This window comes from Brevundimonas sp. GW456-12-10-14-LB3 (assembly GCF_059424365.1).
This window is the reverse complement of record NZ_JBWKZJ010000001.1, coordinates 54,788-77,500: the sequence shown is the minus strand read 5'-3', so window position 1 is coordinate 77,500 and position 22,713 is coordinate 54,788. Positions and strand designations below refer to the sequence as shown.

Below are 22,713 nucleotides of genomic sequence, written 5' to 3'. Positions count from 1 at the left end.
TCCTGACATGACACAAATCACACTCGATCCCCGCGAGGGCGGCGGTGCGTCGCCCCTCGCGGGCGGTCTCTCCGGGGCGATGATCGGGCGCGCAGTCGGCGACGCCTTCGTCAAGCTGAACCCGGTCAAACTGGTCAAGAACCCGGTTATCTTCACCACCTGGATCGTGGCGCTTCTGTCCACGATCTCGGCGGCGGCGGCCATGGCCGGCGGTCAATCGGCGGGCTTTGCGGTGCAACTGGCGCTGTGGCTGTGGGCCACGGTCCTGTTCGCCAATGTCGCCGAAAGCGTCGCCGAAGGGCGGGGCAAGGCGGCGGCCGATAGTCTGCGCGCCACCCGCGTCACAACCAAGGCCAAGCTGATCGTCGATCCCGAGACCGGCATGGTGATCCCGACCAATGCGTCGGATCTTGAGATCGGATCCGTCATCCTGGTCGAGGCCGGCGATGTCATCGCCTCGGACGGCGAGATCATCGAGGGCGTGGCCTCGGTCAACGAGGCCGCCATCACCGGCGAGAGCGCCCCGGTGATCCGCGAAAGCGGCGGCGACCGTTCGGCGGTGACCGGCGGCACCACCGTGGTGTCCGACTGGATCAAGGTGCGCATCACCGCCAAGCCGGGCTCGACCTTCCTGGACCGCATGATCGCCATGGTCGAGGGCGCGGATCGACGCAAGACGCCGAACGAACTGGCTCTGGCCGTGCTGTTGGTCGGCCTGACCCTGATCTTCCTGATCGCGGTCGTGACCCTGGTGGGCCTGGGCGCCTATTCGGGCGTCGATCTGGACCCGATGGTGCTGGGCGCCCTGTTCATCACCCTGATCCCAACCACGATCGGGGGCCTGCTGTCCGCCGTCGGCATCGCCGGCATGGACCGGTTGCTGAAGGTGAACGTGCTGGCCACCTCGGGCCGTGCGGTGGAGGCGGCAGGCGACGTCGACACCCTGCTGCTCGACAAGACCGGCACCATCACCTTCGGCAACCGCATGGCGACCGACGTCATCCCGGTTCCCGGCGTGCGCCCCGAGGCCGCCCTGGCCGCGGCCGTCATGGCGTCCCTGGCCGACGAGACGCCTGAGGGCCGGTCCATCGTCGAGCTGGGCCGCAACGCAGGCGTCTCGGTCGAACAACCTGTCGGCGCCGTCGCCATCCCCTTCACCGCCGTCACCCGCCAGTCGGGCCTGGACGTCGGCAAGGACAGCTGGAGGAAGGGCGCGGTCGATGCGGTGTTGAAGGATCTGAACCTGTCCGACGGCGCGGCTCCCGCCGAGTTCCGTCAGGCGGTGGACCGGATCGCCCGTTCGGGCGGCACGCCCCTGGCCGTGACCCAGAACGGCGTGCTGGTCGGCGTCATCCACCTGAAGGACGTGGTCAAGCCGGGCGTGAAGGCGCGCTTCGCCGACCTGCGTCGCATGGGCCTGCGCACCGTCATGATCACCGGCGACAATCCGGTGACGGCGGCGGCCATCGCCTCGGAAGCCGGGGTGGACGACTACCTCGCCGAGGCGACGCCCGAGGACAAGATGCGCCTGATCAAGGCCGAACAGGCCAAGGGCCGTCTGGTCGCCATGTGCGGCGACGGCGCCAATGACGCGCCCGCTCTGGCCCAGGCCGATGTCGGGGTGGCCATGCAGACCGGCGCCCAGGCCGCGCGCGAGGCCGGCAATATGGTCGATCTGGACAGCGATCCGACCAAGGTCATCGAGATCGTCGAGGTCGGCAAGCAACTGCTGATCACGCGCGGCGCCCTGACCACCTTCTCGGTCGCCAACGACGTGGCCAAGTATTTCGCCATCATCCCGGCCATGTTCGTGGTCGCCCTGCCGTCGCTCGGCGCGCTGAACGTGATGCGTCTGCACAGTCCCGAAAGCGCCATACTGTCGGCGGTGATCTTCAACGCCCTGATCATCGTCGCCCTGATCCCGCTGGCGCTGAAGGGCGTCAAATACCGGGCCATCGGCGCCGGCGCCCTGCTGGGTCGCAACCTGCTGATCTACGGCGTGGGCGGTCTGATCGCGCCGTTCGTCGGCATCAAGCTGATCGATCTCGTCATTTCCGCGCTGGGCCTGGCCTGATGCGCGCTTCCAAGGATATCTCCATGCGTAATCGTCTCAACAAGGCCTCCGGCCGTAACGACGCCTGGTTCGCCGCCGCCAGTATCGCCGCAATCGCAGGCCTGGGCCTATGCAGCGAGGCCAAGGCGCAGGATGTTTCGGCAAACGTCGCCCTGACGTCCGACTATGTCTTCCGCGGCGTCAGCCAGACGCAGGAAGATCCGGCGATCTCGGCGGGCGTCGATCTGACCCGCAATGGCTTCTACGCCGGCGGCTGGGCCTCCAATGTCGATTTCGGCGACGACACCCACGCCGAGGTCGATCTCTACGCCGGCTATCGGCCCGAGGTGGCGGGCTATGCCCTGGACTTCGGCGTCATCGGCTATCTGTACGCCGGCCAGCCGGACGGCGCGGACTATGACTATGTCGAGCTGAAAGCGGCGGCCTCGCGCGCTGTAGGTCCCGCGACCCTGGGAGCGGCGGTCTATTATTCACCCGACTTCTTCGGCGCATCGGAGGACGAGGCGTCCTATGCGGAGATCAACGGCGCCGTCAGCCCAGCCGAGAAATGGACTGTTTCTGGCGCCGTCGGGCGTCAGTGGGTGTCTTCGGACCTAGACTACACCACCTGGAACCTGGGCGCGGCCTATCAGCTGACCGACACCCTGGCCGTCGACCTGCGCTATCACGACACCGATCAACACGACTTCGGCGATCTCTACGGCGCGCGCGCCATAGCGACGCTGAAGGTGACCTTCTGAGGCGAGGACCATGGTCAACCAACTGCGTCCAGCCATCGTGATGATGGCTCTTTTCACCCTCCTGCTGGGGCTGGCTTATCCGCTGGCGGTGACGGGGATCGCCCAGATCGCCTTCCCCAGCCAGGCCAACGGCAGCCTGGTGCGCGACGCCGGCGGTCGGGTCGTTGGCTCGGCCCTGATCGGACAGCCGTTCGCGGGTTCGACCTATCTGCATCCGCGCCCCTCGGCTGCGGGCGACGGCTATGACGCCGCCGCCTCGTCGGGCTCGAACATGGGGCCGTTGAACCCGGACCTGGCGGCGCGGGTCGCCGAAAGCGCCCAGGCCATCCGCGCCGAGGACGGTCCCGGCGTCATCCCCGCCGATGCGGTGACGACCTCGGGTTCTGGCCTCGACCCGGACGTGTCCCCGGCCTACGCTCGGCTTCAGGCCGCGCGGATCGCCCGCGCCAGAGGCGTTTCCGTGCAGCAGGTCCAGACGATCATCGACGCGCAGACCGAGGGGGCCTTCCTCGGCTTCATCGGCCAGCCGCGCGTCAATGTTCTGCTGACCAACAGGGCGCTGGACGCCCGCTTCGGCGCGGAGGGCTGATTGCCCGAGACGGCGCCCGAAACGCCCGCGACTTCAGCCGTTCCGCGCCGCAAGCGCGGGCGGCTGAAGGTGTTTCTGGGCATGTCGCCCGGCGTGGGCAAGACCTATGAAATGCTGCGCGCCGCTCGTCGCCGAAAGGCTGAGGGGCTGGATGTCGTCGTGGGTCTGGTTGAGACCCACGGCCGCAAGGAGACCATGAGTCTGCTGCGCGGGCTGGAGGTCATGCCGCGCGCGCCGATCGACCATCGTGGGCGGTCGCTGATGGAGTTCGATCTCGACGGCGCCCTGGCGCGCCGCCCGGGTCTGCTGCTGGTTGATGAGTACGCCCATTCCAACGCGCCGGGTTCGCGCCATCCGAAACGCTGGCAGGACGTGGAAGAGCTGCGCGACGCCGGGATCGACATCTGGACGACGCTGAACATCCAGCATCTGGAAAGCCTCTCCGACGTTATCCTGCGCATCACCGGCGTGCGTCAGCGCGAAACGGTGCCCGACAGCCTCCTGACCGAAGCCGACGACATCGAGGTGGTGGACATCACGCCCGAGGACCTCCGCGCTCGCCTGGCCGAGGGCAAGGTCTATGTGCCCGAGACGGCGCAGGTGGCGTCCGAGAACTTCTTCAAGCTGGAGAATCTGACAGCCCTGCGCGAACTGGCCCTGCGCCGCGCGGCCCAGACGGTGGACGATCAGCTGTTGTCCCATCTGCGGGACCGCGGCGTGTCCGGGCCCTGGGCGGCGAGCGAGCGGATCATGGTCCTGGTGGGCGGCGACGCCATGAGCGCGTCTCTGGTGCGGACCGGGCGACGGATGTCGGACATGATGATGAACGCCCCTTGGTCGGTGGCCCATGTGGAACGGCCGTCGGGCTCGCGCTCTGACGCTCGCTCCATGGCGCGCCTGTCCGAGGCCTTCAAACTGGCCGAGCAACTGGGGGCGCGCCCGGTGACGCTGAGCGGCGACGACGTGGTGCGCGCCGTCCTGGATCACGCCCATCGCAACAACGTCACCCAGATCGTCATCGGCAAGACGCGAGGCGGGCGGTTCGCCGAATGGACCGGCCGGGCCCTGGCGACCGAACTGCTGCGCAAGGCCCAGGGCGTCGCGGTTCATGTGGTGACCGAAGGCGATCTGGCGGCGCCCGAACCGGCGACGCGGGCGGGAGCGCGCGGCGGCGCGGATTGGCGCGCCTATAGCGCGAGCGCCGGCTCCATCGGTGCGGCGACGGGCGTCGCCCTGCTGCTGGACACGCGGTTCGAGCGGGTCGATCTGGGCGTCATCTATCTGGCGGCGGTCGTGGCGGCTGCGGTGTTGAACGGCCTGCGCCCGGCCCTGGGGGCGGCGACCCTGGCCTTTCTGACCTACAACTTCCTGTTCCTTCAGCCGCGCTACAGTTTCCTGATCGGCTCGCCGACCGACTTTCTCACTCTGGTGCTGTTCTGGGCCGTCGCACTGGGCGCCGGGGCCCTGGCGGGGCGGGTGCGCGAACAGGCCCGCGCCGCCCAGAGGCGCGCCGCCGCCGTCTCGGCCTTGCTGGCCGCCAGCCAGACCCTGTCTGCCGCCCAGGATCGCGCCGGCACGGCTCTAAGCCTGGCCGAACAGGCGTCGGCCGCTGCGGGTGCGGGAGCCGTGGTCTTGCTGCCGGACGGAGACGACATCGTCCCGGCGGCCGCCAGTCCGGAAGGCGCGACCCTGGGCGCCGACGCCATGGCGGCCGCCCGCTGGGCCTGGATGCATGGCGAGGTCGCCGGACACGGCACCGGCACCCTGCCGCAGAGCCGATGGCGGTTCCAACCCCTGCAGGGGGTTCGGGGACGGGCAGGGGTGGCGGGCATCGACGCCTCGGCCGTGACGGCCGGTTCGGACGAGGAGCGCCTGGCCCTGGCCCTGCTCGATCAGGGCGCCGTTGCGCTGGAGCGCGCCGACCTTGCGGGACAGGCGCTGGAGACTGAGACTCTGCGCCGCGCCGACCGTTTCCGCGCCGCCCTGATGAACTCGGTCAGCCACGATCTGCGCACGCCCCTGTCCACCGTCCTGGGCTCGGCGACGACGCTGATCGACTATGGTGCGACCCTGAAGCCCGAGGTTCGCGACGATCTTTTGCTGAGCATCCGCGAAGAGGCCGAACGCCTGTCCCGCTACGTCGGCGACCTGCTGGACATGACTCGGCTGGAGGGCGGCGGGCTGAACGTCCGCACCGACTGGACCGATGTGCGCGACATCCTGAACGCCGCCGCCGACCGGGTGTCGCGCCGCCTGGGCCAGCGCAAGGTCACACGAGACTTTCCCGCCCAGCTCAGCATGGTCGAGGCCGATCCGGGCCTCTTGGAACAGGCGGTGGTCAACATTCTGGAAAACGCCATCGCCTACAGCCCCGACGGCACGACCATCGAACTGGCGGCTTATGAGGATCGCGGCGCCGTCGTCATCTCCATCGAGGACGAGGGCAGGGGCATCCCGACTGCGGAGCTGGAAAGGGTGTTCGACAAGTTTCGGCGTATGGAGGAATCCACCGACCGTGCAAAAGGGGCCGGCCTGGGGCTCGCCATCGCCAAGGGCTTCGTCGAGGCCATGCGCGGCCGCATCGCCGCCGCCAGCCCGATCCAGGACGGACCGGACGGTGAAAAGCGCGGAACTCGAATTCTGATCAGCCTGCCCAAGTCCATCGCCACCCATCCGGATCTGCTGTGATGACCGCCGTTCGCCCCCAGATTCTGGTCATCGACGACGAACCACAAATCCACCGGTTTCTGTCGCCTGCGCTCGACGCCGCCGGCTATGAACCCAAGCGCGCCGACAGCGGACAGGAAGGCCTGCGCGCCATCGCCCTGTGGAACCCCGACGCCGTGGTCCTGGACCTGGGCCTGCCCGATATGGACGGCAAGGACGTGCTGACCCGCGCGCGCGAGTTCTACAAGGGACCGATCATCATCCTGTCCGCACGCGACCGCGAGGCGGAAAAAATTGCGGCCTTGGACCTGGGGGCCAATGACTATGTGGAAAAGCCATTCGGCGTCGGCGAATTGCTGGCGCGCATCCGCGCAGGCTTGCGCCAAGGCATGCTGACGCCGGTCGCTGGCGGGGTGGTCACGGCGGAGGATGTCATAATCGATCTGGACCGCCGGATCGTCACCCGCGCCGGCGAGCGGGTGAAGCTGCGGCCCAAGGAGTACGACGTCCTGGCCTATCTGGCGCGCAACGCCGGCAAGGTGCTGGGCCATGTCGATCTGCTGAAGACCGTCTGGGGCGCCGGCCACCTGCACGACGTCCAGTATCTGCGTGTCGTGATCGGCCAACTCCGGCACAAGCTGGAGAAAGACCCAGCCCAGCCCGCTTTGCTCGTCACCGAACCAGGCATTGGGTATCGGCTTGCCACTTGATTCAGCCGACCGGTAGCCGAGGCGGGACGGCGGCGCCATGGCGATTATCTGAAGATGCTCTTTGGGTTAAAGACCTGACCGCCGACGGCGCTGAGAGCTGCTGTGGTCATAGAATGGCAACGCACATGGAGGCGACCTCAATGGAGGTTGGCCATGCGCCAGTCTGACCTATTCATCCAACCCAAGCGCCATGGAACACGGGCTGGTCTGATCGGCCCCGAGGCGCCGCTCAAGCCAAAGCACATCTGGGCCTTCCGCCAGCGCTCATTCGTCATCCAGCAGAAGACGGGTAGGCCTGTGCCGTTCGAAATCACAGAGGCCGCGCGTGACGCAATCGCTGCCTGGTTAAAGGTCCGGGGTCAGCGCGATGAGGACTGGCTGTTCCCCAGTCGTAGCCGGCCGGGGCAGCACATCGGCGCCCGACAGGACGCCCGGCTCGTCGATCAATGGATTCGGATGATCGACCTCGAATCGCAGGGTACGGAACTCACAGCCTCCGCCGCACTAAGGTGTCTCTCGTCTACAAGGAGACCGGTAACCTGCGGGCTTGCCAACTCCTATTGGGTCACCGGAAACTGGAGAGCACTGTCCGATACCTCGGCATCGAGGTGGACGACGCCCTGGAGATGTCAGAGCAGATCGATCTGTGACTCTCGACCGGGCCTGAAACGGGCCCGGTCATGTCTGCTAAGGGTGGGTTTGAAAAGCATGCATCGCGCCCGAAAGCGTGCCTCAGATCCACGCGCGAATGTCCTCTATCCGGCATAGTCCACATGACCGCCGTTGGCGCTCAGTTGCCAGCCAGAGTGGCCAAGCCGGACGTTCGTCTGTGGTGAGGTATGCCAGCCGCGCGGCCCTCCTCCTGTGCCTCGTCAGCCCGACTATGGGCATTGGACCGGCACGGGCCCAGGCCGTGGACTGGTCCGCCGCCGGCGGCGGACTGTTCGGCTTCTCGTCTGAGGACAGGGAGGGCGTCGGTGAGTTCGAAGCGCTGAGCGACAGGATCGCGGCGCTCAGCCAGCCTTACCAGGCGGCTGTGGAGGCCGCCGCGCGGCGACACGGCCTCGACGAGAAGCTGCTTCACGCCGTCGTCATTGTTGAAAGCGCCTATCGACCCGAGGCCTGTTTGATCGCCGGCGCCTGTGGCCTGACCCAATTGATGCCCGGGACAGCCGCCGATCTTCAAGTTCCGAATCGTTTGGAGCCGGAGGAGAACGTGCGCGGCGGCGTGGCCTATCTGGCGCAGCAACTCGTCCGGTTCGGCGACGTGCGGCTGGCTCTGGCCGCCTACAACGCCGGACCCCCCGGGTGGCCCGGCTCGGACAGATCCCCGACATCGCCGAAACCCGCCAGTACGTCGCGAGCGTTCTGGGCTGCTACCTCCGCCCTGACGGCGGGCCGGCGGATCCTCACCGTCCAGCAATGCCAGCCTACGGGAGGCTCCCAGTGGTGACGGAGCCCGCGTTTTCGGCGGTGGAGGAGGGCGCGCTCCTGACGCGCGCCGAGACCTCCGCCTTCCTGGCGCAGCGGGGCATCCGGCTCAAGCCGGCCCCGCTGGCGCAGCTTTGGTCCACCCGGTCGGACGGACCTCCGTGTCTCCACGTCCGTTCAAAACCCTTCTATCCCCGCAATCTGCTGGAAGCCTGGGCGGCGGCCCAGATATTGGGGCTCCGCACCGGCGCCCCCGCCGCCGCCCAGAGCCGACGCCGTGTCTGATCGGACGCCCCGATCCGACGGCCCCAACCTCTTCTCCGCCCATCCGAAGGCGGTGAGGGAGCGGATCGTGACGGACGTGATCCTCGACCGCGCGGAATCGACGCCGGTTCCGCCTCCAAGAGGCCGGGCGACCCCGTTCCGGTTAAACGACGACGGCGTCCAGCCCGGCGGTCCGGATGACCGGCTTTTGCTCTGGCCCGAGGTTCAAAACCTCGTCGGCTTCAGCCGAACGACGGCCTGGCGCATGCAGCGGGCAGGACTCTTCCCTTGGCCCATACCCGTGTCCCCAGGTCGGGTCGGATGGCGGGAAAGCGAATTGAACGCCTGGAAAAGGGCGAGGCGAGGCGCCGAACCGGTTCCCGGCCGAGCGCCGGGCGGCGAGCGGCGTTTCAGCCCGCCGAGCCCGCCGAGCCCGCCGCGTCTGCCGGGCATGCCACTGTCGTCGCGGGAGAACGGTCCGTCCCGCGAGCGGGCGCCCGGTTCGGCGACGACGGGGTCGGTTCCGCCGCAATCCCCAACACCACCTCCACCTCCACCGTGTACGCCGCCCGCAGTGGCGGCGCGCAAGCCGCGACGACGTTCACGTGGTCCGGATCCAGCTCAGACGGACTTCGGCTTCTAGCCTTCATCTTCAACTCTGGCCCCGACCTCAACTTAGGCCTCGGTCGATGCGGCGACGGTCTTACGGGGCGGGCCCTCGACTGTATCGTCTGACTGGCGCCACCTCTTCAGGTGATCCCTAATTTCCGTCACTGCGTGGAGGCGCGCCATGACGTGGGAATGATCGACATGGTGCGGACTCGGTCCGTCATTTCGGGATCACTGAGGACGCTCCCCCGCGTCCATGGAGTTCGCGCTACCGACCCGAGGCGGTCAGGATCTGTTGGAAAGGCGAAGTGGCCAATCGACAGCCAAGGCAAGCACGATCTATCGCGGCCGATGGAAACAGCTGACGCCGAACGAATGGTCCCGCATGACCTCGCTCCGCTTGCCCGATCGCGGGCCAGTCGTGAGCGCTCGCTGGGTACGTGGCTGATTAGCAGGCTGGGGACGAGCTGGTTCTACGCCATGGCCGACACGATTCACTTCGGGGCACAAGCGGGCGCCGACGCCTTTCGTCGCTGGATGATGGCGAGGGTCGATTAAGGAGACGGCGCGATCCGGCTGACGACAGTGCTGCGTGCTTGGCGGACTCTCGTTCTCTCTTCGCCTGAGATGGTTCGGGCATATCGCCGAATCGCGCCTCAAACCGCTGTGGAAGTGAGACAGAACTCCCGGACCAGGCGAAACTGGAGATAACCGAACACACCTCGAACGCCCTGAAAAGCCATCTGAAGCGGTGTTGTGATAGGCGGGTGTTTAGGTGGGCGTATAGAAAAAGCTAGAATTTGCGTAATAAAATTAATGCAAATGGCGGAAGCGGTGGGATTCGAACCCACGGACGGCTCGCACCGTCGCTGGTTTTCAAGACCAGTGCCTTAAACCACTCGGCCACACTTCCTTGCCGGATCGCCCGGTCGGGCGGACGCCATAGCAGGCGAACGCCCCATTAACCAAAGCGGAAATGTCTTCGGTCATCCTGTTTTTGGACGAGTGTGACGAGGCGTGCCGATGCGAATTGGACAGTGGATCCGGAGCGGCCTGGTTTTGGGGCTGTTCTCGCTGCTGGCGGCCTGTTCGACATTGGGCGGCGGGCGAGGCGGCGGCGCCGCGCCGGTGGTCAAGGATCCGGCCCCGATCGTGTCGGGGACGATGCGGCCCTATCAGGTGCGCGGGCGGTGGTACACGCCGAAGGAACAGCCCGATTATGACGAGGTCGGTCTGGCCTCCTGGTACGGCGACGCCTTCAACGGTCGGCCGACCTCGACCGGCGAACGGTTCGACATGCGCCAGCTGACCGCCGCGCATAAGACCCTGCCGCTGCCGGGCCTGGTCGAGGTCACCAATCTGGAGAACGGGCGCCGGATCGTGGTGCGGGTCAATGATCGCGGGCCGTTCGTCGATGGGCGAATCATCGACCTGTCGCGGGGCGCGGCGCAGGAGCTGGATCTGCTGCGGCAAGGCGTGGGGCGGGTGCGGGTTCGCTATCTCGGCCGGGCGCCGCGACTGGGCGGAGGCGCTGTGCTGAGGGCCGAGGCGGCGGCGCCCGCTCCCTCGACCTCGGCCGAAGCCCCGGTCGGCGCGGGCGGCGGCTTCTGGGTCCAGGCCGGGGCGTTCAGGGATCAGAACAGCGCGCGGCGGACCGCGCGCAGGCTGGGCGAGCGCGCGACCGTGGACGAGACCGGCGGACTGTACCGCGTTCTGGTCGGTCCCTGGGGCGACGCCAATGCGGCCGAGACGGCCCGTCAGGCGGTCGTGGCGCGCGGATATGCGGACGCTCTGTTGATATCCGGCGGCTAAGGCTTGCCTCCCGCGCTGCGGACGCCATTAGTGCGCCCGTGACCCGTGGGAAATTCATCAGCTTCGAAGGCGGCGAGGGCTCCGGCAAGTCGACTCAGGTCGGACGGCTGGTCGAGCGGCTGCAACCCGTTCTGGGCGACCGCCAGGTGGTCCGCACGCGAGAGCCGGGCGGATCGAAGGGGGCGGAGGTGATCCGCAACCTGGTCGTGGCCACCGACGCCGAGCCCTGGTCGGCCATGACCGAAACTCTGCTGATGTACGCTTCGCGTTCGGACCATCTGGAGCGGACCATCCGGCCGGCGCTGGAGGCCGGCGACTGGGTGGTGTGCGACCGGTTCGCCGACTCAAGCCGGGCCTATCAGGGCGCCGGCGGCGGCGTGGCCCAGAGCTTTATCGAACAGATCGATGCGGGCGTGGTCGGAGACGACCAGCCGGATCTGACCCTGGTGTTCGACCTGCCGGTCGAGGTGGGGCTGGAGCGGGCGTTCGGGCGCGGCCTGTTCGAGACGCGGTTCGAGTCCAAGGGGTTGGAGTTTCATCAGCGGCTGCGCGAGGGCTTTCTGCGCATCGTCGAGGCCAACCCTAATCGGTGCGTGCTCATCGACGCCGTGGGTTCACCGGACGAGGTCGAGGCGCGGGTCTGGCGGGCGGTGCAGGACCGGCTGCTGTGAGCGAGGACCACCCGCGCGACCGGTTCGACCTGGTCCCCGACGCGGCGGCCGAGGCGGCCTTTCTGGACGCCTGGGAGCGGGGGCGGCTGCACCACGCCTGGCTGTTGTGCGGGGTCGAGGGGACGGGCAAGGCGACCTTCGCCTATCGCGCGGCGCGGCGTGACGATCCGGTCAGCCGGCTGATCTCGGCCCAGTCCCATCCCGACCTGCTGGTGCTGGAACGGATGGTCGAGGGGGGCAAGACCAAGAAGTCGATCTCGGTCGATCAGTCGCGCGACCTGCCCGAGTTCTTTTCCAAGAGCCCTTCCCAGGCCCAGCACCGGGTGGCGATCATCGATGCGGCCGACGACCTGAACATCAATGCGGCCAACGCCTTGCTGAAGGTTCTGGAGGAGCCGCCCGAGCGGGGGGTGCTGTTCCTGGTGACCCATGCGCCGGGGCGGCTGCTGGCCACGATCCGGTCGCGCTGCCGGCGGCTGAGCTTCCCCATCTGGACGCCGGAGCGGCTGGAGACCCTGGTGCGGAACCGGACGGGGGCGGAGCCGGAGGAGGCCGAACATGCGGCGGCCATGGCGGGCGGGTCGCCGGGCGCGGCCCTGGCCCTGGCGTCGGGGGCGACCTTCGAGATGGACCAGTTGGCGCGGCGCTGGGTCGAGGGGGATGTGGACCGGGCCGAGGCCCTGGCCATAGCCGACAGGTTCCGGGGCGCGGAAGGGCAGGAGCGGTTCGACATCCTGATGGACCGGCTGATCGCGGCGGTGCGGATGCGGGCCCTGAACAGTGCGCCCGGCTTCGGCAACCGTTGGGCCGAGCTGTGGGAGCGGCTGCAGCCGTTGCCGGAGCGGGCGGCCGGGTTGAACCTGGACCGGGGCGATGTCCTCGCCGGGGCGCTGGCCGACCTGAAACGGGTTCAGGCGCAAGAGGAACGGAGAGGCTGATGCTGATCGACAGCCATGTGAACCTGCACGCCCCCCAGTTCGACGAAGACCGGGACGCGGTGATCGCCCGGGCGCGCGAGGCTGGGGTCGGTCTGATGGTCGAGATCTCCGACAAGCTGACCACCTTTGAAGCGACCCACGGGATCGCCATGGCCAACGACGACATCTGGTGCACGGTCGGGGTCCATCCGCACGAGGCCAAGGACGCGGCGGACCTGACGGCGGCGACCCTGGTGGAGCTGGCGCAGCGGCCCAAGGTGGTGGGGATCGGGGAGTGCGGGCTGGACTTCCACTATGACTTCAGCCCGCGCGAGATCCAGGCGGCGGTGTTCCGCCAGCATGTGGCCGCAGCGCGCGAGACCGGTTTGCCGCTCGTGATCCATACCCGCGAGGCGGATGAGATCATGGGGGCGATCCTGAAGGAGGAGCACGCCGCCGGCCCGTTCAAGATGCTGATGCACTGCTACACCAGCGGTGCGGAACTGGCCGGAATCGCTGCGGAACTGGGGGCCTGGTTCTCGGTCTCGGGGATCGCCACCTTCAAGGCGGCCGAGGATGTGCGGGCGGTGATCCGGGACATGCCGGCCGACCGTATAATCGTCGAGACCGACTGCCCCTATCTGGCGCCCATCCCGCATCGGGGGCGGCGCAACGAGCCGGCCTATATCCGCCATGTGCTGGACAAGCTGGCCGAGATCCGGGGCTGGAGCGCCGAGGAGGCGGACCTGAGAACCACCGAGGCCTTCTTCGGCCTCTTTGACCGGATACCGAGATCGGCATGAGCTTCGAAGTCGTCATCCTGGGCAGCGGATCTTCGGGCGGGGTGCCGCGGGGCGACGGCGACTGGGGCGTGTGCGACCCGGCCGAGCCGAGGAACCGGCGGACGCGCTGCTCGATGCTGGCGCGGAAGACCGGGCCGGAGGGGACGACCAACATCCTGATCGACACCTCGCCCGACCTGCGCGAACAGATGCTGGCCAGCGGGACCCGGCATGTGGACGCCGTCCTCTATACCCACGACCATGCGGACCAGACCCACGGGATCGACGACCTGCGGACCTTCGCCGCGCGGGCGCGCAAGCGGATTCCGGCCTGGATGGACGAGGCGACCCTGACGTCCCTGGCGCACCGGTTCGACTATATTTTCGAGAGCAAGTTCGGTTACACGCCGCTGCTGGAAGCTCGCCCCATCCCGCCGCACGGGACAAGCTGGTCGGTGGAGGGGCCGGGGGGCGCGATCCCGGTCGTGACCTTCGATCAGGGGCACGGGCCGATCCGGTCGGTCGGCTATCGGCTGGGCGACATGGCCTATTCCAGCGACGTCTCGGACCTGGACGAGGCGGCGATCCGCGCGGTGGCGGGGTGCCAGGTCTGGATCGTCGACGCCCTGCGCTACACCCCCCATCCGACCCACGCCCATCTGGACCGGGCGCTGGAGTGGATTGCGGCGGCGGACGTCGAGCGGGCGGTGCTGACGAACCTGCATATCGACATGGATTACAAGGCACTGTCGGCGATCGTTCCGGCCAATGTCGAGGTCGGGTTCGACGGCTGGACCTGCATGATCGGCTGAGTTTTTGGCAAGGTTCCGCTGGAAAGCGGACGTTTGGGACATCTGTTCGGGGTGAAAGGCGGAACTTGCCGATAGAGGCGGTTTGAGCGACGTTCGGTGTATGATCGCGACTCCCGCCCCATTGACGACGCTCGGGTTAGCTGGCGATGGCGATGACCTCGACGTGCTGGTCGCGATTGAACGGTCGTTTGGCCTTTCTTTCAAGGACGAGGAAACTTCTTCCTGGGAGACCGTAGGCGACTTTTACGAAGCCGTTCTGAGCAAGCTCGCCACGACGGTGATACAAGGCAAGTGCTCGACTTCGATGGCGTTCTATGACGTGCGGCGGTTTCTACGGAGCAGGGGAAGCGCCGGTGTTATTCGCCCATCGACAAAGCTCCGGGACCTAACACGAATACGTCAGGCTGCCGTGCTGAAGGCTTTGGCCCAAGAGACGGAAACGGCGCCTGTTCCTCTGACCTTTGGGGGGAAGACTTTTTTGGGGATCGCGCTGCTGATATTCGGCATTGCTGGCCTTCTAGCCTCTCATTCCCCGATCATGGCTGTTCTTTCGGCCATGGGAACTGTTGCGGGCTGGGTTGTCGTGCGCTCTGGTGTCGCATCATTCGGAATGATGTCCGTTGGCGATCTTTCGACGGAAATCGCGCTGTCCAACTTTGCCGTTTTCGCCGCAAAGGGCGCTGACGCTCGGCCGACGACAGTCTGGCGGATATTTCGAGATTTGCTAGCGCGGGAAGCTGGCGTTCGTCCGGAGTTGATTTCCCGCCAGACAAGGTTGTTGGCGTAGCGCCGAGCAGACCATCCGAACGTCGCGTATGGGGCGGGAACCGTCTTAGGCTAGCGGCCAGAAAGCCAATCAGCGCCCTCTGACGAGGTCCGGATTGCCGCACGATCGCGGCGATGCGCCGCCTTTTGCCTACGCCGTCCCCTCCGCCACCATCGACCGGGCGACGGCTTCGGCGACCTTGATGCCGTCGACGGCGGCCGACAGGATGCCGCCGGCGTAGCCGGCGCCTTCGCCGGCAGGGAAGAGACCGCGCACGTTCAAGCTCTGGAAGTCGGCGCCGCGGGTCATTCGGATCGGGGATGAACTGCGGGTTTCGACCCCCGTCAGAACCGCCTGGGCGTCGTCGTAGCGGGCGATCTTGCGGCCGAAGACGGGCAGGGCCTCGCGCATGGCGGCGATCACATAGTCGGGCATCAGGGGCGCCAGGTCGGTCGGGCGGACGCCCGGTTTATAGCTGGGGACGACCTCGCCCAGCGTGGTCGAGGGGCGGCCCGCCAGGAAGTCGCCGACCAGCTGGCCCGGCGCGAAATAGTCGCCGCCGCCGGCCGCATAGGCGCGGGTCTCCAGATCCCGTTGCAGTTCGATGCCCGCCAGCGGATGGTCGCTGGGATAATCCTCAGGCGAGATGCCGACCACGAAGCCGGAGTTGGCGTTGCGCTCGTTGCGCGAATACTGGCTCATGCCGTTGGTCACGACTCGGCCTGGCTCGCTGGTGGCCGCGACCACCGTGCCGCCCGGGCACATGCAGAAGCTGTAGACGGTGCGGCCATTCGAGCAATGGTGCGAAAGCGAATAGGCCGCCGCGCCCAGGTCAGGGTGGCCGGCGCAGGGGCCGAACATGGCCTTGTCGATCCACGACTGCGGATGCTCGATGCGAAAGCCAATCGAGAACGGCTTGGCCTCGATATGGACGCCGCGCTCGTAGAGGGTCTGGAAGGTGTCGCGCGACGAGTGGCCGATGGCGAAGACCACGTGATCGGCCTCCAGCGTCTCGCCAGTGTGCAGGCGCACGCCCCGAAGGACGCCCTTGTCGAGATCGATGTCCGTGACCCGGTGCTCGAAGCGGTATTCGCCGCCCAGCTTTTCGATCTTCTCGCGCATGGCCTCGACCATGGTCACCAGGCGGAAGGTGCCGATGTGCGGGTGGGCCTCGGTCAGGATTTCCTCCGGCGCCCCGGCTGCGACGAATTCGGTCAACACCTTGCGGGCCAGGAAACGCGGATCCTTGATCTGGCTGTAGAGCTTGCCGTCGGAGAAGGTGCCCGCGCCGCCCTCGCCGAACTGCACGTTGGATTCCGGGTCCAACTTGCTGCTCCGCCACAGGCCCCAGGTGTCCTTGGTCCGCTGCCGAACCACCTTGCCGCGGTCGAGGATGATCGGCTTGAACCCCATCTCGGCCAGGATCAGCCCGGCGAACAGGCCGCACGGCCCGGCCCCGATCACGACCGGCCGCAGGCGCTCGGTCCTGGGCGCCACCGCGACGGGGCGGTAGGCGACGTCTGGCGTCGGCGCCACGTGCACGTCGTCTGCGAGGCGGGCCAGCACCGCCGCTTCATCCCTAACCTCGACGTCGAGGATGTAGACTTTCAGAATCGCGGACTTCCGGCGGGCGTCGTGCGCCCGCTTCCATATCGACCAGGAGACAAGATCGTGCGGCGGCACGCCCAGCCGGGCGGCGATCGCGGCGGGCAAGGCCTCCGGCGGGTGATCGAGGGGCAGTTTGAGTTCGGACAGGCGCAACATCCGGGGCGTTCTAGCCGGTCGAGTCTTTGGATCCTAGGCGCAAGGCCCAGGATGACGGACGTGGGCGCGGCGCCCCTTCAATCCGACCCCGACTTATGCCCCTTCCAGTCGAACAACTCCTCCAGCACCTGAACCGCCTGGCCGCGCTCGGACGCCAGGTCGGGGTCGCGGTTCAGGATCAGGCGGGCGTCGTCGGCGGCGGCCAGCATCAGGGCGCGGTGGCGGATCGGGTCGGCGAAGCGGTAGGCGGGGAAGCCGCTCTGTTTCAGGCCCAGGGGGTCGCCGCCGCCGCGCAGGCGGAAGTCTTCCTCGGCGATGACGAAGCCGTCCTCGGTGCGGCGCAGGGTTTCGAGCCGTTCCTTGGCGGTTTCGCCGAGGGCGCCGTCCTGGCCGCCGTACAGCAGGATGCAGGAGCTGGCCTTTGCGCCGCGGCCGACGCGACCGCGCAGCTGGTGCAACTGGGCCAGGCCGAAGCGATCGGCGTGCTCGATGACCATGATGGAGGCGTTGGGCACATCGACCCCGACCTCGACCACGGTGGTGGCGACCAGCAGGGGAATGCGGCCGTCGGCGAAGTCGGCCATGACGCCTTCGCGCTCGGCGCCCGGCATCTGGCCGTGGGCGAGGCCGACCTCGACGCCCAGCAGGCGGCGCAGGTCGTCGGCGCGGTCGACGGCGGCGGCCAGGTCTATGGCCTCGGATTCGGCGACCAGGGGGCAGATCCAATAGGCCTGGGCGCCGGCGTCCAGCGCCGTCTTCAGCCGAGCGGCGACCTCGCCGATGCGGGCCAGAGGGACCACGGCGGTGGTGACGGGGGTGCGGCCGGGCGGCTTCTCCATCAGGCGGCTGACCTCCAGCTCGCCGTACTGGGTCAGTTCCAGGGTGCGGGGGATGGGGGTGGCCGACATGGTCAGCAGGTGGACGGCGCCGAGGCGCGGATCGCCCTTTGCCTGAAGCCGCTGGCGCTCGCTGACGCCGAACCGGTGCTGTTCGTCGATGACGGCCAGGGCCAGGCGGTCGAAGCGGACGGCGTCCTGGAACAGGGCGTGGGTGCCGATGGCGACCTGGGCGTGACCGGAGGCCAGGGCGGCCAGCTTCTCGCGCCTCTGGCCGTTGGTGTCGCGACCGGTCAGCAGGACGGAGGCGACGCCGGCCGCCTCCAGCAGGGGGCCGAGTTTTTCGTAATGCTGGCGGGCCAGGATTTCGGTCGGGGCCATCAGGGCGGACTGGAAGCCGCTGGAGGCCGCGTCGGCCAGAGCCAGGGCGGCGACGGCGGTCTTGCCCGAACCCACATCGCCCTGAAGCAGGCGGCCCATCTGTTTGCCGGAGGCCAGGTCGCGGCGGATCTCGGCGACGGCCTGGGCCTGGGCGTTGGTCAGGGTGAAGGGCAGGGCCTGGAGCAGGTGATCCGAAGCTGCTCCAGGCGCGATGACGGGCGAGGGCTTGATCTCGCGGGCGCGGCGACGGCGGGCCAGGGCCAGCTGGTGGGCCAGGAACTCGTCATAGGCCAGGCGCTGGCGGGCCGGGGCGTCGGGCGACAGGTCGGGCTCGCCCGTCGGGGCGTGCAGGGCGTCCAGCGCGGCGCGCCAGCCTAGCCAGTTCTGCTTCTTCAGCCAGGCGGGGTCCTGCCATTCCGGCAGGTCGGGGGCGGCGGGCAGAGCGGCCTGGACCAGTTTGCGCAGCTGGCGCGAGGTCAGGCCTTGCGTCGCCGGATAGACGGGTTCGGAGGCCGGGATGTCGGCGGCCTTGTCGGGCGTGACGATGTCCGGGTGGACGATCTGGACCTCGCCGTTGAAGCGCTCGACCTTGCCCGAGACCAGCCGGGTCTCGCCGCGCGGCAGGAGCCGGTCGATATGCTGGGGCGAGCCGCCGAACCAGACCAGGTGGACGAAGCCGGTCGCGTCGCTGGCGCGGACCTTCAGCGGGGCGCCGGGGCGGCTGGGGACGAACAGGCGGTCGATGACGATCTCGAAGATCCCGACCTCGCCGTCCACGGCGGTCGCGGCCTCCATGGGCCGACGGACGATGACGCCCGAGGGGCTGAGGAAGACCAGGTCGCGCACCAGCGGCCCCGCCACCTTCTGCACCAGGGGCAGGACGCGGGGGCCCACGCCCTTCAGGCTGGAGACCTCGGCGAACAGGGGGAAAAGAATCTGCGGACGCATCGCCGTGAACATAGCGTGACCATGACGGGTGGCGAAGTCCGTTCAGGAACGCTATCTGCGCTTCTTCCATTTGAGGACGCTAACGCTCGCCACGCGGTGGCTCGCTGCTTGAGCGTCCTTCAACTTTGCCGGGCAAGGATTCTTGTGGCCGAAATCGACGCGCGTTTTGAAGACGAGATGACTCCCGAGCGAAAGCAGAGGCTGGGCCGGATCCAGTTCCGGTGCTGGCGGCGGGGCTTCCGCGAGGCCGACATGGTGCTGGGGCCGTTCTCGGACCAGGTGGCGCCGACCCTGACCGAGGCCGAGCTGGACGTGTTCGAGCGGCTGATCGACGAGGAAGACCAGTGGCTCTACGGTTGGATCATCGAGCGTGATCCGACGCCGCCGGAGTTCGAGACGCCGGTGATGGCCAAGGTGCGGGCCTTCATGCGCGAGCATGTGGCCGCCGAGGTCGGCAAGGGCATCGGCTGATGGATCAGCAGGTGACTGTGCACCGGACCGACGCCGACCTGGGCGGCGCGCCGGAAGGTCTGGACGCCCTGATCGTGGCGGAGCGCGTCAAGGCCGACGGCGGCGTGGGGGTCTTTATCGCGCGCGATTATCAGCGGGCCGGCGGCTTTGTTCAGGCGTTCCGCTTCTTCTCGCAAGATGTCGAAATTCTGGAATATCCGGCCTGGGACTGCCTGCCCTATGACCGGCTGAGCCCGACGGCGGGGATCGCCGCCCAGCGGATGGCGACCCTGACGCGCCTGGCCCAGCGCAAACCGGGCGAGGCGCCGGTTCTGGTGGTCACGACGGTTGGCGCGGCCATGCAGAGGACGCCGCCCCGGTCGGTGACGACCCAGGCGGGGTTCGAGACCAGGGTCGGCCGCGATCTCGATATCCAGGCGCTGGAGCGGTACTTCGCCGCCAACGGCTATGTCCGGGCTTCGACTGTGTCGGAGCGGGGCGAGTTTGCTGTGCGGGGCGGGGTGGTGGACGTCTATCCGCCGGGCTTCGAGGAGCCGGTGCGGCTGGACATGTTCGGGTCCGAGCTGGAATCGATCCGCACCTTTGACCCCGAGACCCAGCGCTCTACCGGCCAGATGACGGCGGTGGCCCTGGCGCCGGTGTCAGAGGCCCTGCTGGATGCGGACGCCATATCGCGCTTCCGCACCGGCTATCTGAAGCTGTTCGGCGCGCCGGGCGACGATCCCCTGTATGCGACCATCAGCGAGGGCGCGCGGCGGCAGGGGATGGAGCAGTGGCTGCCGCTGTTCTACGAAAGGCTGGACAGCCTGTTCGACTATCTGCCGGATCAGGCGCAGGTCTTTCTGGACAATCAGGCCGAAAGCGCGCGGGCCGAGCGGTGGGATCTGATCGTCGACGCCTATGAGGCGCGGGCCGAGGCGGCCAAGGCGCAGAAGGGCAAGGGGGGAGGGCATGCGGCCGCCAATCGCGCCCTGCCGCCGCAATCCCTCTATATGGACGCCGGCGACTGGAACCAGGCCCTGGCCGGGCGGTCGGTGCGGCGGCTCACGCCCTTTACGGGCGGGGGCGAGGACGCGGGCGGTCGGCTGGGCCGGACCTTCGCGGCCGAGCGAGCACAGGACAGCGTCAACCTGTTCGAGGCGGTCGCGGCTCATGCCCAGGCGCTGAAGGCCGAGGGGCGTCGGGTGCTGTTCGCCTCGTGGACCGAAGGCTCGTCGGAGCGCTTGGCGACCTTGCTGGGCGACCACGGCCTGGATCATATCGTCGCCGTGCGCGACTGGGCCGATGTGCTGGCGGCGCCCAAGGACGTGTATCTGCGCGGCGTCCTGCCGGTGGAGCATGGGTTCGTTACAGATGCGGTCGCCGTCATCTCCGAAACCGACATCCTGGGCGACCGGCTGGCGCGGCCGAGAAAGAAGCGGCGGGCGTCCAACTTCCTGGCCGAGGCCTCGGCCCTGACGACCGGCGATCTGGTGGTCCACCTGGATCACGGCATCGGGCGGTATGAGGGGCTGAAGACCCTGGATATCCAGGAAGCGCCGCACGACTGCCTGGAGCTGTTGTACGCCGGTGACAGCAAACTCTATCTGCCCGTTGAAAACATTGACCTTCTGACCCGGTACGGCACAGACGCGGACGGGGTGCAGCTGGACAGGCTGGGCGGGGCGGGCTGGCAGGCGAGGAAGGCCAAGGCCAAGGAACGGCTGCGCGCCATGGCCGAGGGGCTGATCGCCCTGGCCGCCAAGCGGGCGCTGCGCGAGACGGAGGCGGTGACGCCGGCGCCGGGCCTGTTCGCCGAATTCTGCGCCCGCTTCCCCTATGAGGAGACGGACGACCAGCTGAACGCCATCGGCGACGTGCTGGAGGACCTAGGCAAGGGCACGCCGATGGATCGCCTGATCTGCGGCGACGTGGGCTTCGGCAAGACCGAGGTGGCGCTGCGCGCCGCCTTCGTCGTGGCCATGACCGGCAAACAGGTGGCGGTGGTGGCGCCGACCACCCTGCTGGCGCGCCAGCACTACAAGACCTTCACCGAACGCTTCGCCGGCTGGCCGGTCAAGGTACGCCAGCTGTCGCGGATGGTGACGGGCAAGGAGGCGACCGAGACGCGGGCGGGGCTGAAGGACGGCTCTGTCGAGATCGTCGTCGGCACCCATGCGGTCCTGGCCGAACAGGTCGGTTTCCGCGACCTGGGCCTGGTGATCGTGGACGAGGAGCAGCACTTCGGCGTCAAGCACAAGGAGAAGTTGAAAACCCTGCGCGCCGACGTTCATTTGCTGACCCTGACCGCCACCCCGATCCCGCGCACCCTGCAGATGGCCCTGTCGGGCATTCGCGAGATGTCGATCATCGCCACCCCGCCGGTCGATCGCCTGGCGGTGCGGACCTATGTGACGCCGTGGGATCCGGTGCTGGTGCGCGAGGCCCTGCTGCGCGAGAAATATCGCGGCGGTCAGGCCTATTATGTCGCGCCGCGCCTGAAGGATCTGCCCGACATCGAGAAATTCCTGCGCGAACAGGTTCCCGAGGTGAAGTTCGTGGTCGGCCACGGCCAGATGTCGGCGACCCAGCTGGAGGAGGTGATGAGCGCCTTCTACGAGGGGGAGTACGACGTCCTGGTCTCAACCACCATCGTCGAGAGCGGACTGGATATTCCGACGGCCAACACCCTGATCGTGCACCGGGCCGACATGTTCGGCCTGGCGCAGCTGTACCAGATCCGGGGCCGGGTGGGTCGGTCCAAGGCCCGGGCCTTCGCCTATCTGACCACCGATCCGGTCAAGCCGATGACCCTGTCGGCCGAGCGGCGTCTGCAGGTGCTGCAGTCGCTGGACAATCTGGGCGCCGGCTTCCAGCTGGCCAGCCACGACCTGGACCAGCGCGGCGGGGGCAATCTGCTGGGCGACGAACAGTCGGGCCATATCCGCGAGGTCGGGGTCGAACTGTACCAGCAGATGCTGGAGGACGCGGTCGCCGAGCTGCGCGAAAAGGGCGAGGGGCTGAATGTGGATCGCGGCTGGTCGCCGTCGATCAACGTGGGCGCTTCAGTCCTGATTCCAGAGGACTACGTGCCGGATCTGAACGTCCGTCTGAGCCTGTATCGTCGCTTGTCCGACGCCGAACAGGCCGAGGATCGCGAAGCCCTGGCCGCCGAACTGATCGACCGGTTCGGACCCCTGCCGGACGAGGCGCAGCAGCTGCTGAAGATCGTTGGCATCAAGGCCAACTGCCGCCGAGCCTGTATCGAGAAGATCGACATCGGGCCGCGCGGCGCGGTGCTGACCCTGCGCGACAACAGCTTCCCCAATCCGGTCGGACTGGTCGGCCTGATCCAGAAGAACCACGCCTTCTGGAAGATCCGGCCCGATCAGAAGATCGTTGTGACGGGCGACTGGCCGACGGCCGAGGACCGGCTGAAGGTGGCGGAGCGGATCACGGCCGATCTGGCGCGGGTGGCGGGGGCGTGAGG

The 22,713-nt window shown here is 67.9% G+C and carries 18 protein-coding genes and 1 tRNA gene; 16 read left to right on the top strand and 3 right to left on the bottom strand.

The features are described from left to right. Positions 1–7 precede the first annotated feature (7 nt). The 8 genes from kdpB (at position 8) to AC07XS_RS00350 (ending at position 9,118) form a co-directional block, all read left to right on the top strand. Complete coding sequence (gene kdpB, locus AC07XS_RS00385) at positions 8–2,074, top strand: potassium-transporting ATPase subunit KdpB (RefSeq protein WP_182713098.1); 2,067 nt, start codon at positions 8–10, stop codon at positions 2,072–2,074. Between the two features lie 23 nt (positions 2,075–2,097). Continuing rightward, positions 2,098–2,814, top strand: coding sequence for a TorF family putative porin (locus tag AC07XS_RS00380; protein WP_054765927.1), 717 nt, complete (start codon positions 2,098–2,100; stop codon positions 2,812–2,814). A 10-nt stretch (positions 2,815–2,824) separates the two neighbouring features. Then, a complete protein-coding gene (gene kdpC / locus AC07XS_RS00375) occupies positions 2,825–3,403 on the top strand; it encodes a K(+)-transporting ATPase subunit C (RefSeq protein ID WP_182713097.1) in 579 nt (192 codons plus the stop codon). Continuing rightward, on the top strand, positions 3,404–6,091 hold the full coding sequence (locus AC07XS_RS00370; protein ID WP_182713096.1) for a sensor histidine kinase: 2,688 nt from the start codon (positions 3,404–3,406) through the stop codon (positions 6,089–6,091). It abuts the gene before it with no gap. Further along, on the top strand, positions 6,091–6,780 hold the full coding sequence (locus AC07XS_RS00365; protein ID WP_054765924.1) for a response regulator: 690 nt from the start codon (positions 6,091–6,093) through the stop codon (positions 6,778–6,780). The genes AC07XS_RS00370 and AC07XS_RS00365 overlap by 1 nt, the downstream gene beginning before the upstream one ends. Positions 6,781–7,693: 913 nt before the next feature. After that, entirely contained in the window at positions 7,694–8,233 is a 540-nt protein-coding gene (locus tag AC07XS_RS00360; RefSeq protein WP_227975930.1) for a lytic transglycosylase domain-containing protein, read from the top strand. After that, a complete protein-coding gene (locus tag AC07XS_RS00355; protein ID WP_287394638.1) occupies positions 8,230–8,496 on the top strand; it encodes a hypothetical protein in 267 nt (88 codons plus the stop codon). Before AC07XS_RS00360 ends, AC07XS_RS00355 begins: the two co-directional genes overlap by 4 nt. After that, the gene (locus AC07XS_RS00350; protein ID WP_494732640.1) at positions 8,489–9,118 is read left to right on the top strand and encodes a helix-turn-helix transcriptional regulator; all 630 of its coding nucleotides are present in this window, start codon (positions 8,489–8,491) and stop codon (positions 9,116–9,118) included. Before AC07XS_RS00355 ends, AC07XS_RS00350 begins: the two co-directional genes overlap by 8 nt. 789 nt (positions 9,119–9,907) lie before the next feature. On the opposite strand, the gene AC07XS_RS00345 is transcribed toward AC07XS_RS00350, so the two are convergent. After that, positions 9,908–9,997, bottom strand: a tRNA-Ser gene (locus AC07XS_RS00345). A 110-nt stretch (positions 9,998–10,107) separates the two neighbouring features. Here AC07XS_RS00345 and AC07XS_RS00340 point away from each other — a divergent pair. The 6 genes from AC07XS_RS00340 (at position 10,108) to AC07XS_RS00315 (ending at position 14,865) form a co-directional block, all read left to right on the top strand. Then, on the top strand, positions 10,108–10,896 hold the full coding sequence (locus AC07XS_RS00340) for a septal ring lytic transglycosylase RlpA family protein (RefSeq protein WP_182713210.1): 789 nt from the start codon (positions 10,108–10,110) through the stop codon (positions 10,894–10,896). Between the two features lie 38 nt (positions 10,897–10,934). Beyond that, entirely contained in the window at positions 10,935–11,567 is a 633-nt protein-coding gene (gene tmk / locus AC07XS_RS00335) for a dTMP kinase (protein WP_182713095.1), read from the top strand. Then, positions 11,564–12,505, top strand: a complete 942-nt coding sequence (locus AC07XS_RS00330) for a DNA polymerase III delta subunit-related protein (protein ID WP_182713094.1) — start codon at positions 11,564–11,566, stop codon at positions 12,503–12,505. The genes tmk and AC07XS_RS00330 overlap by 4 nt, the downstream gene beginning before the upstream one ends. Next, positions 12,505–13,287 (top strand): TatD family hydrolase, encoded by a 783-nt coding sequence (locus tag AC07XS_RS00325; RefSeq protein WP_182713093.1) that lies wholly within the window; start codon positions 12,505–12,507, stop codon positions 13,285–13,287. The genes AC07XS_RS00330 and AC07XS_RS00325 overlap by 1 nt, the downstream gene beginning before the upstream one ends. After that, on the top strand, positions 13,284–14,078 hold the full coding sequence (locus AC07XS_RS00320) for an MBL fold metallo-hydrolase (protein ID WP_182713092.1): 795 nt from the start codon (positions 13,284–13,286) through the stop codon (positions 14,076–14,078). The genes AC07XS_RS00325 and AC07XS_RS00320 overlap by 4 nt, the downstream gene beginning before the upstream one ends. Positions 14,079–14,178: 100 nt before the next feature. Then, positions 14,179–14,865, top strand: coding sequence for an acyl carrier protein (locus AC07XS_RS00315; RefSeq protein WP_182713091.1), 687 nt, complete (start codon positions 14,179–14,181; stop codon positions 14,863–14,865). A gap of 129 nt (positions 14,866–14,994) precedes the next feature. Here the strand turns inward: AC07XS_RS00315 and AC07XS_RS00310 are convergent, their stop codons facing one another. Then, positions 14,995–16,608, bottom strand: a complete 1,614-nt coding sequence (locus AC07XS_RS00310) for an NAD(P)/FAD-dependent oxidoreductase (protein WP_182713090.1) — start codon at positions 16,606–16,608, stop codon at positions 14,995–14,997. Between the two features lie 77 nt (positions 16,609–16,685). Continuing rightward, a complete protein-coding gene (gene recG / locus AC07XS_RS00305; RefSeq protein WP_182713209.1) occupies positions 16,686–18,773 on the bottom strand; it encodes an ATP-dependent DNA helicase RecG in 2,088 nt (695 codons plus the stop codon). A gap of 144 nt (positions 18,774–18,917) precedes the next feature. On the opposite strand from recG, the gene AC07XS_RS00300 reads away from it, so the two are divergent. Next, entirely contained in the window at positions 18,918–19,244 is a 327-nt protein-coding gene (locus AC07XS_RS00300; RefSeq protein WP_182713089.1) for a succinate dehydrogenase assembly factor 2, read from the top strand. Continuing rightward, complete coding sequence (gene mfd, locus AC07XS_RS00295; RefSeq protein WP_182713088.1) at positions 19,244–22,711, top strand: transcription-repair coupling factor; 3,468 nt, start codon at positions 19,244–19,246, stop codon at positions 22,709–22,711. Before AC07XS_RS00300 ends, mfd begins: the two co-directional genes overlap by 1 nt. Positions 22,712–22,713: the final 2 nt, after the last annotated feature.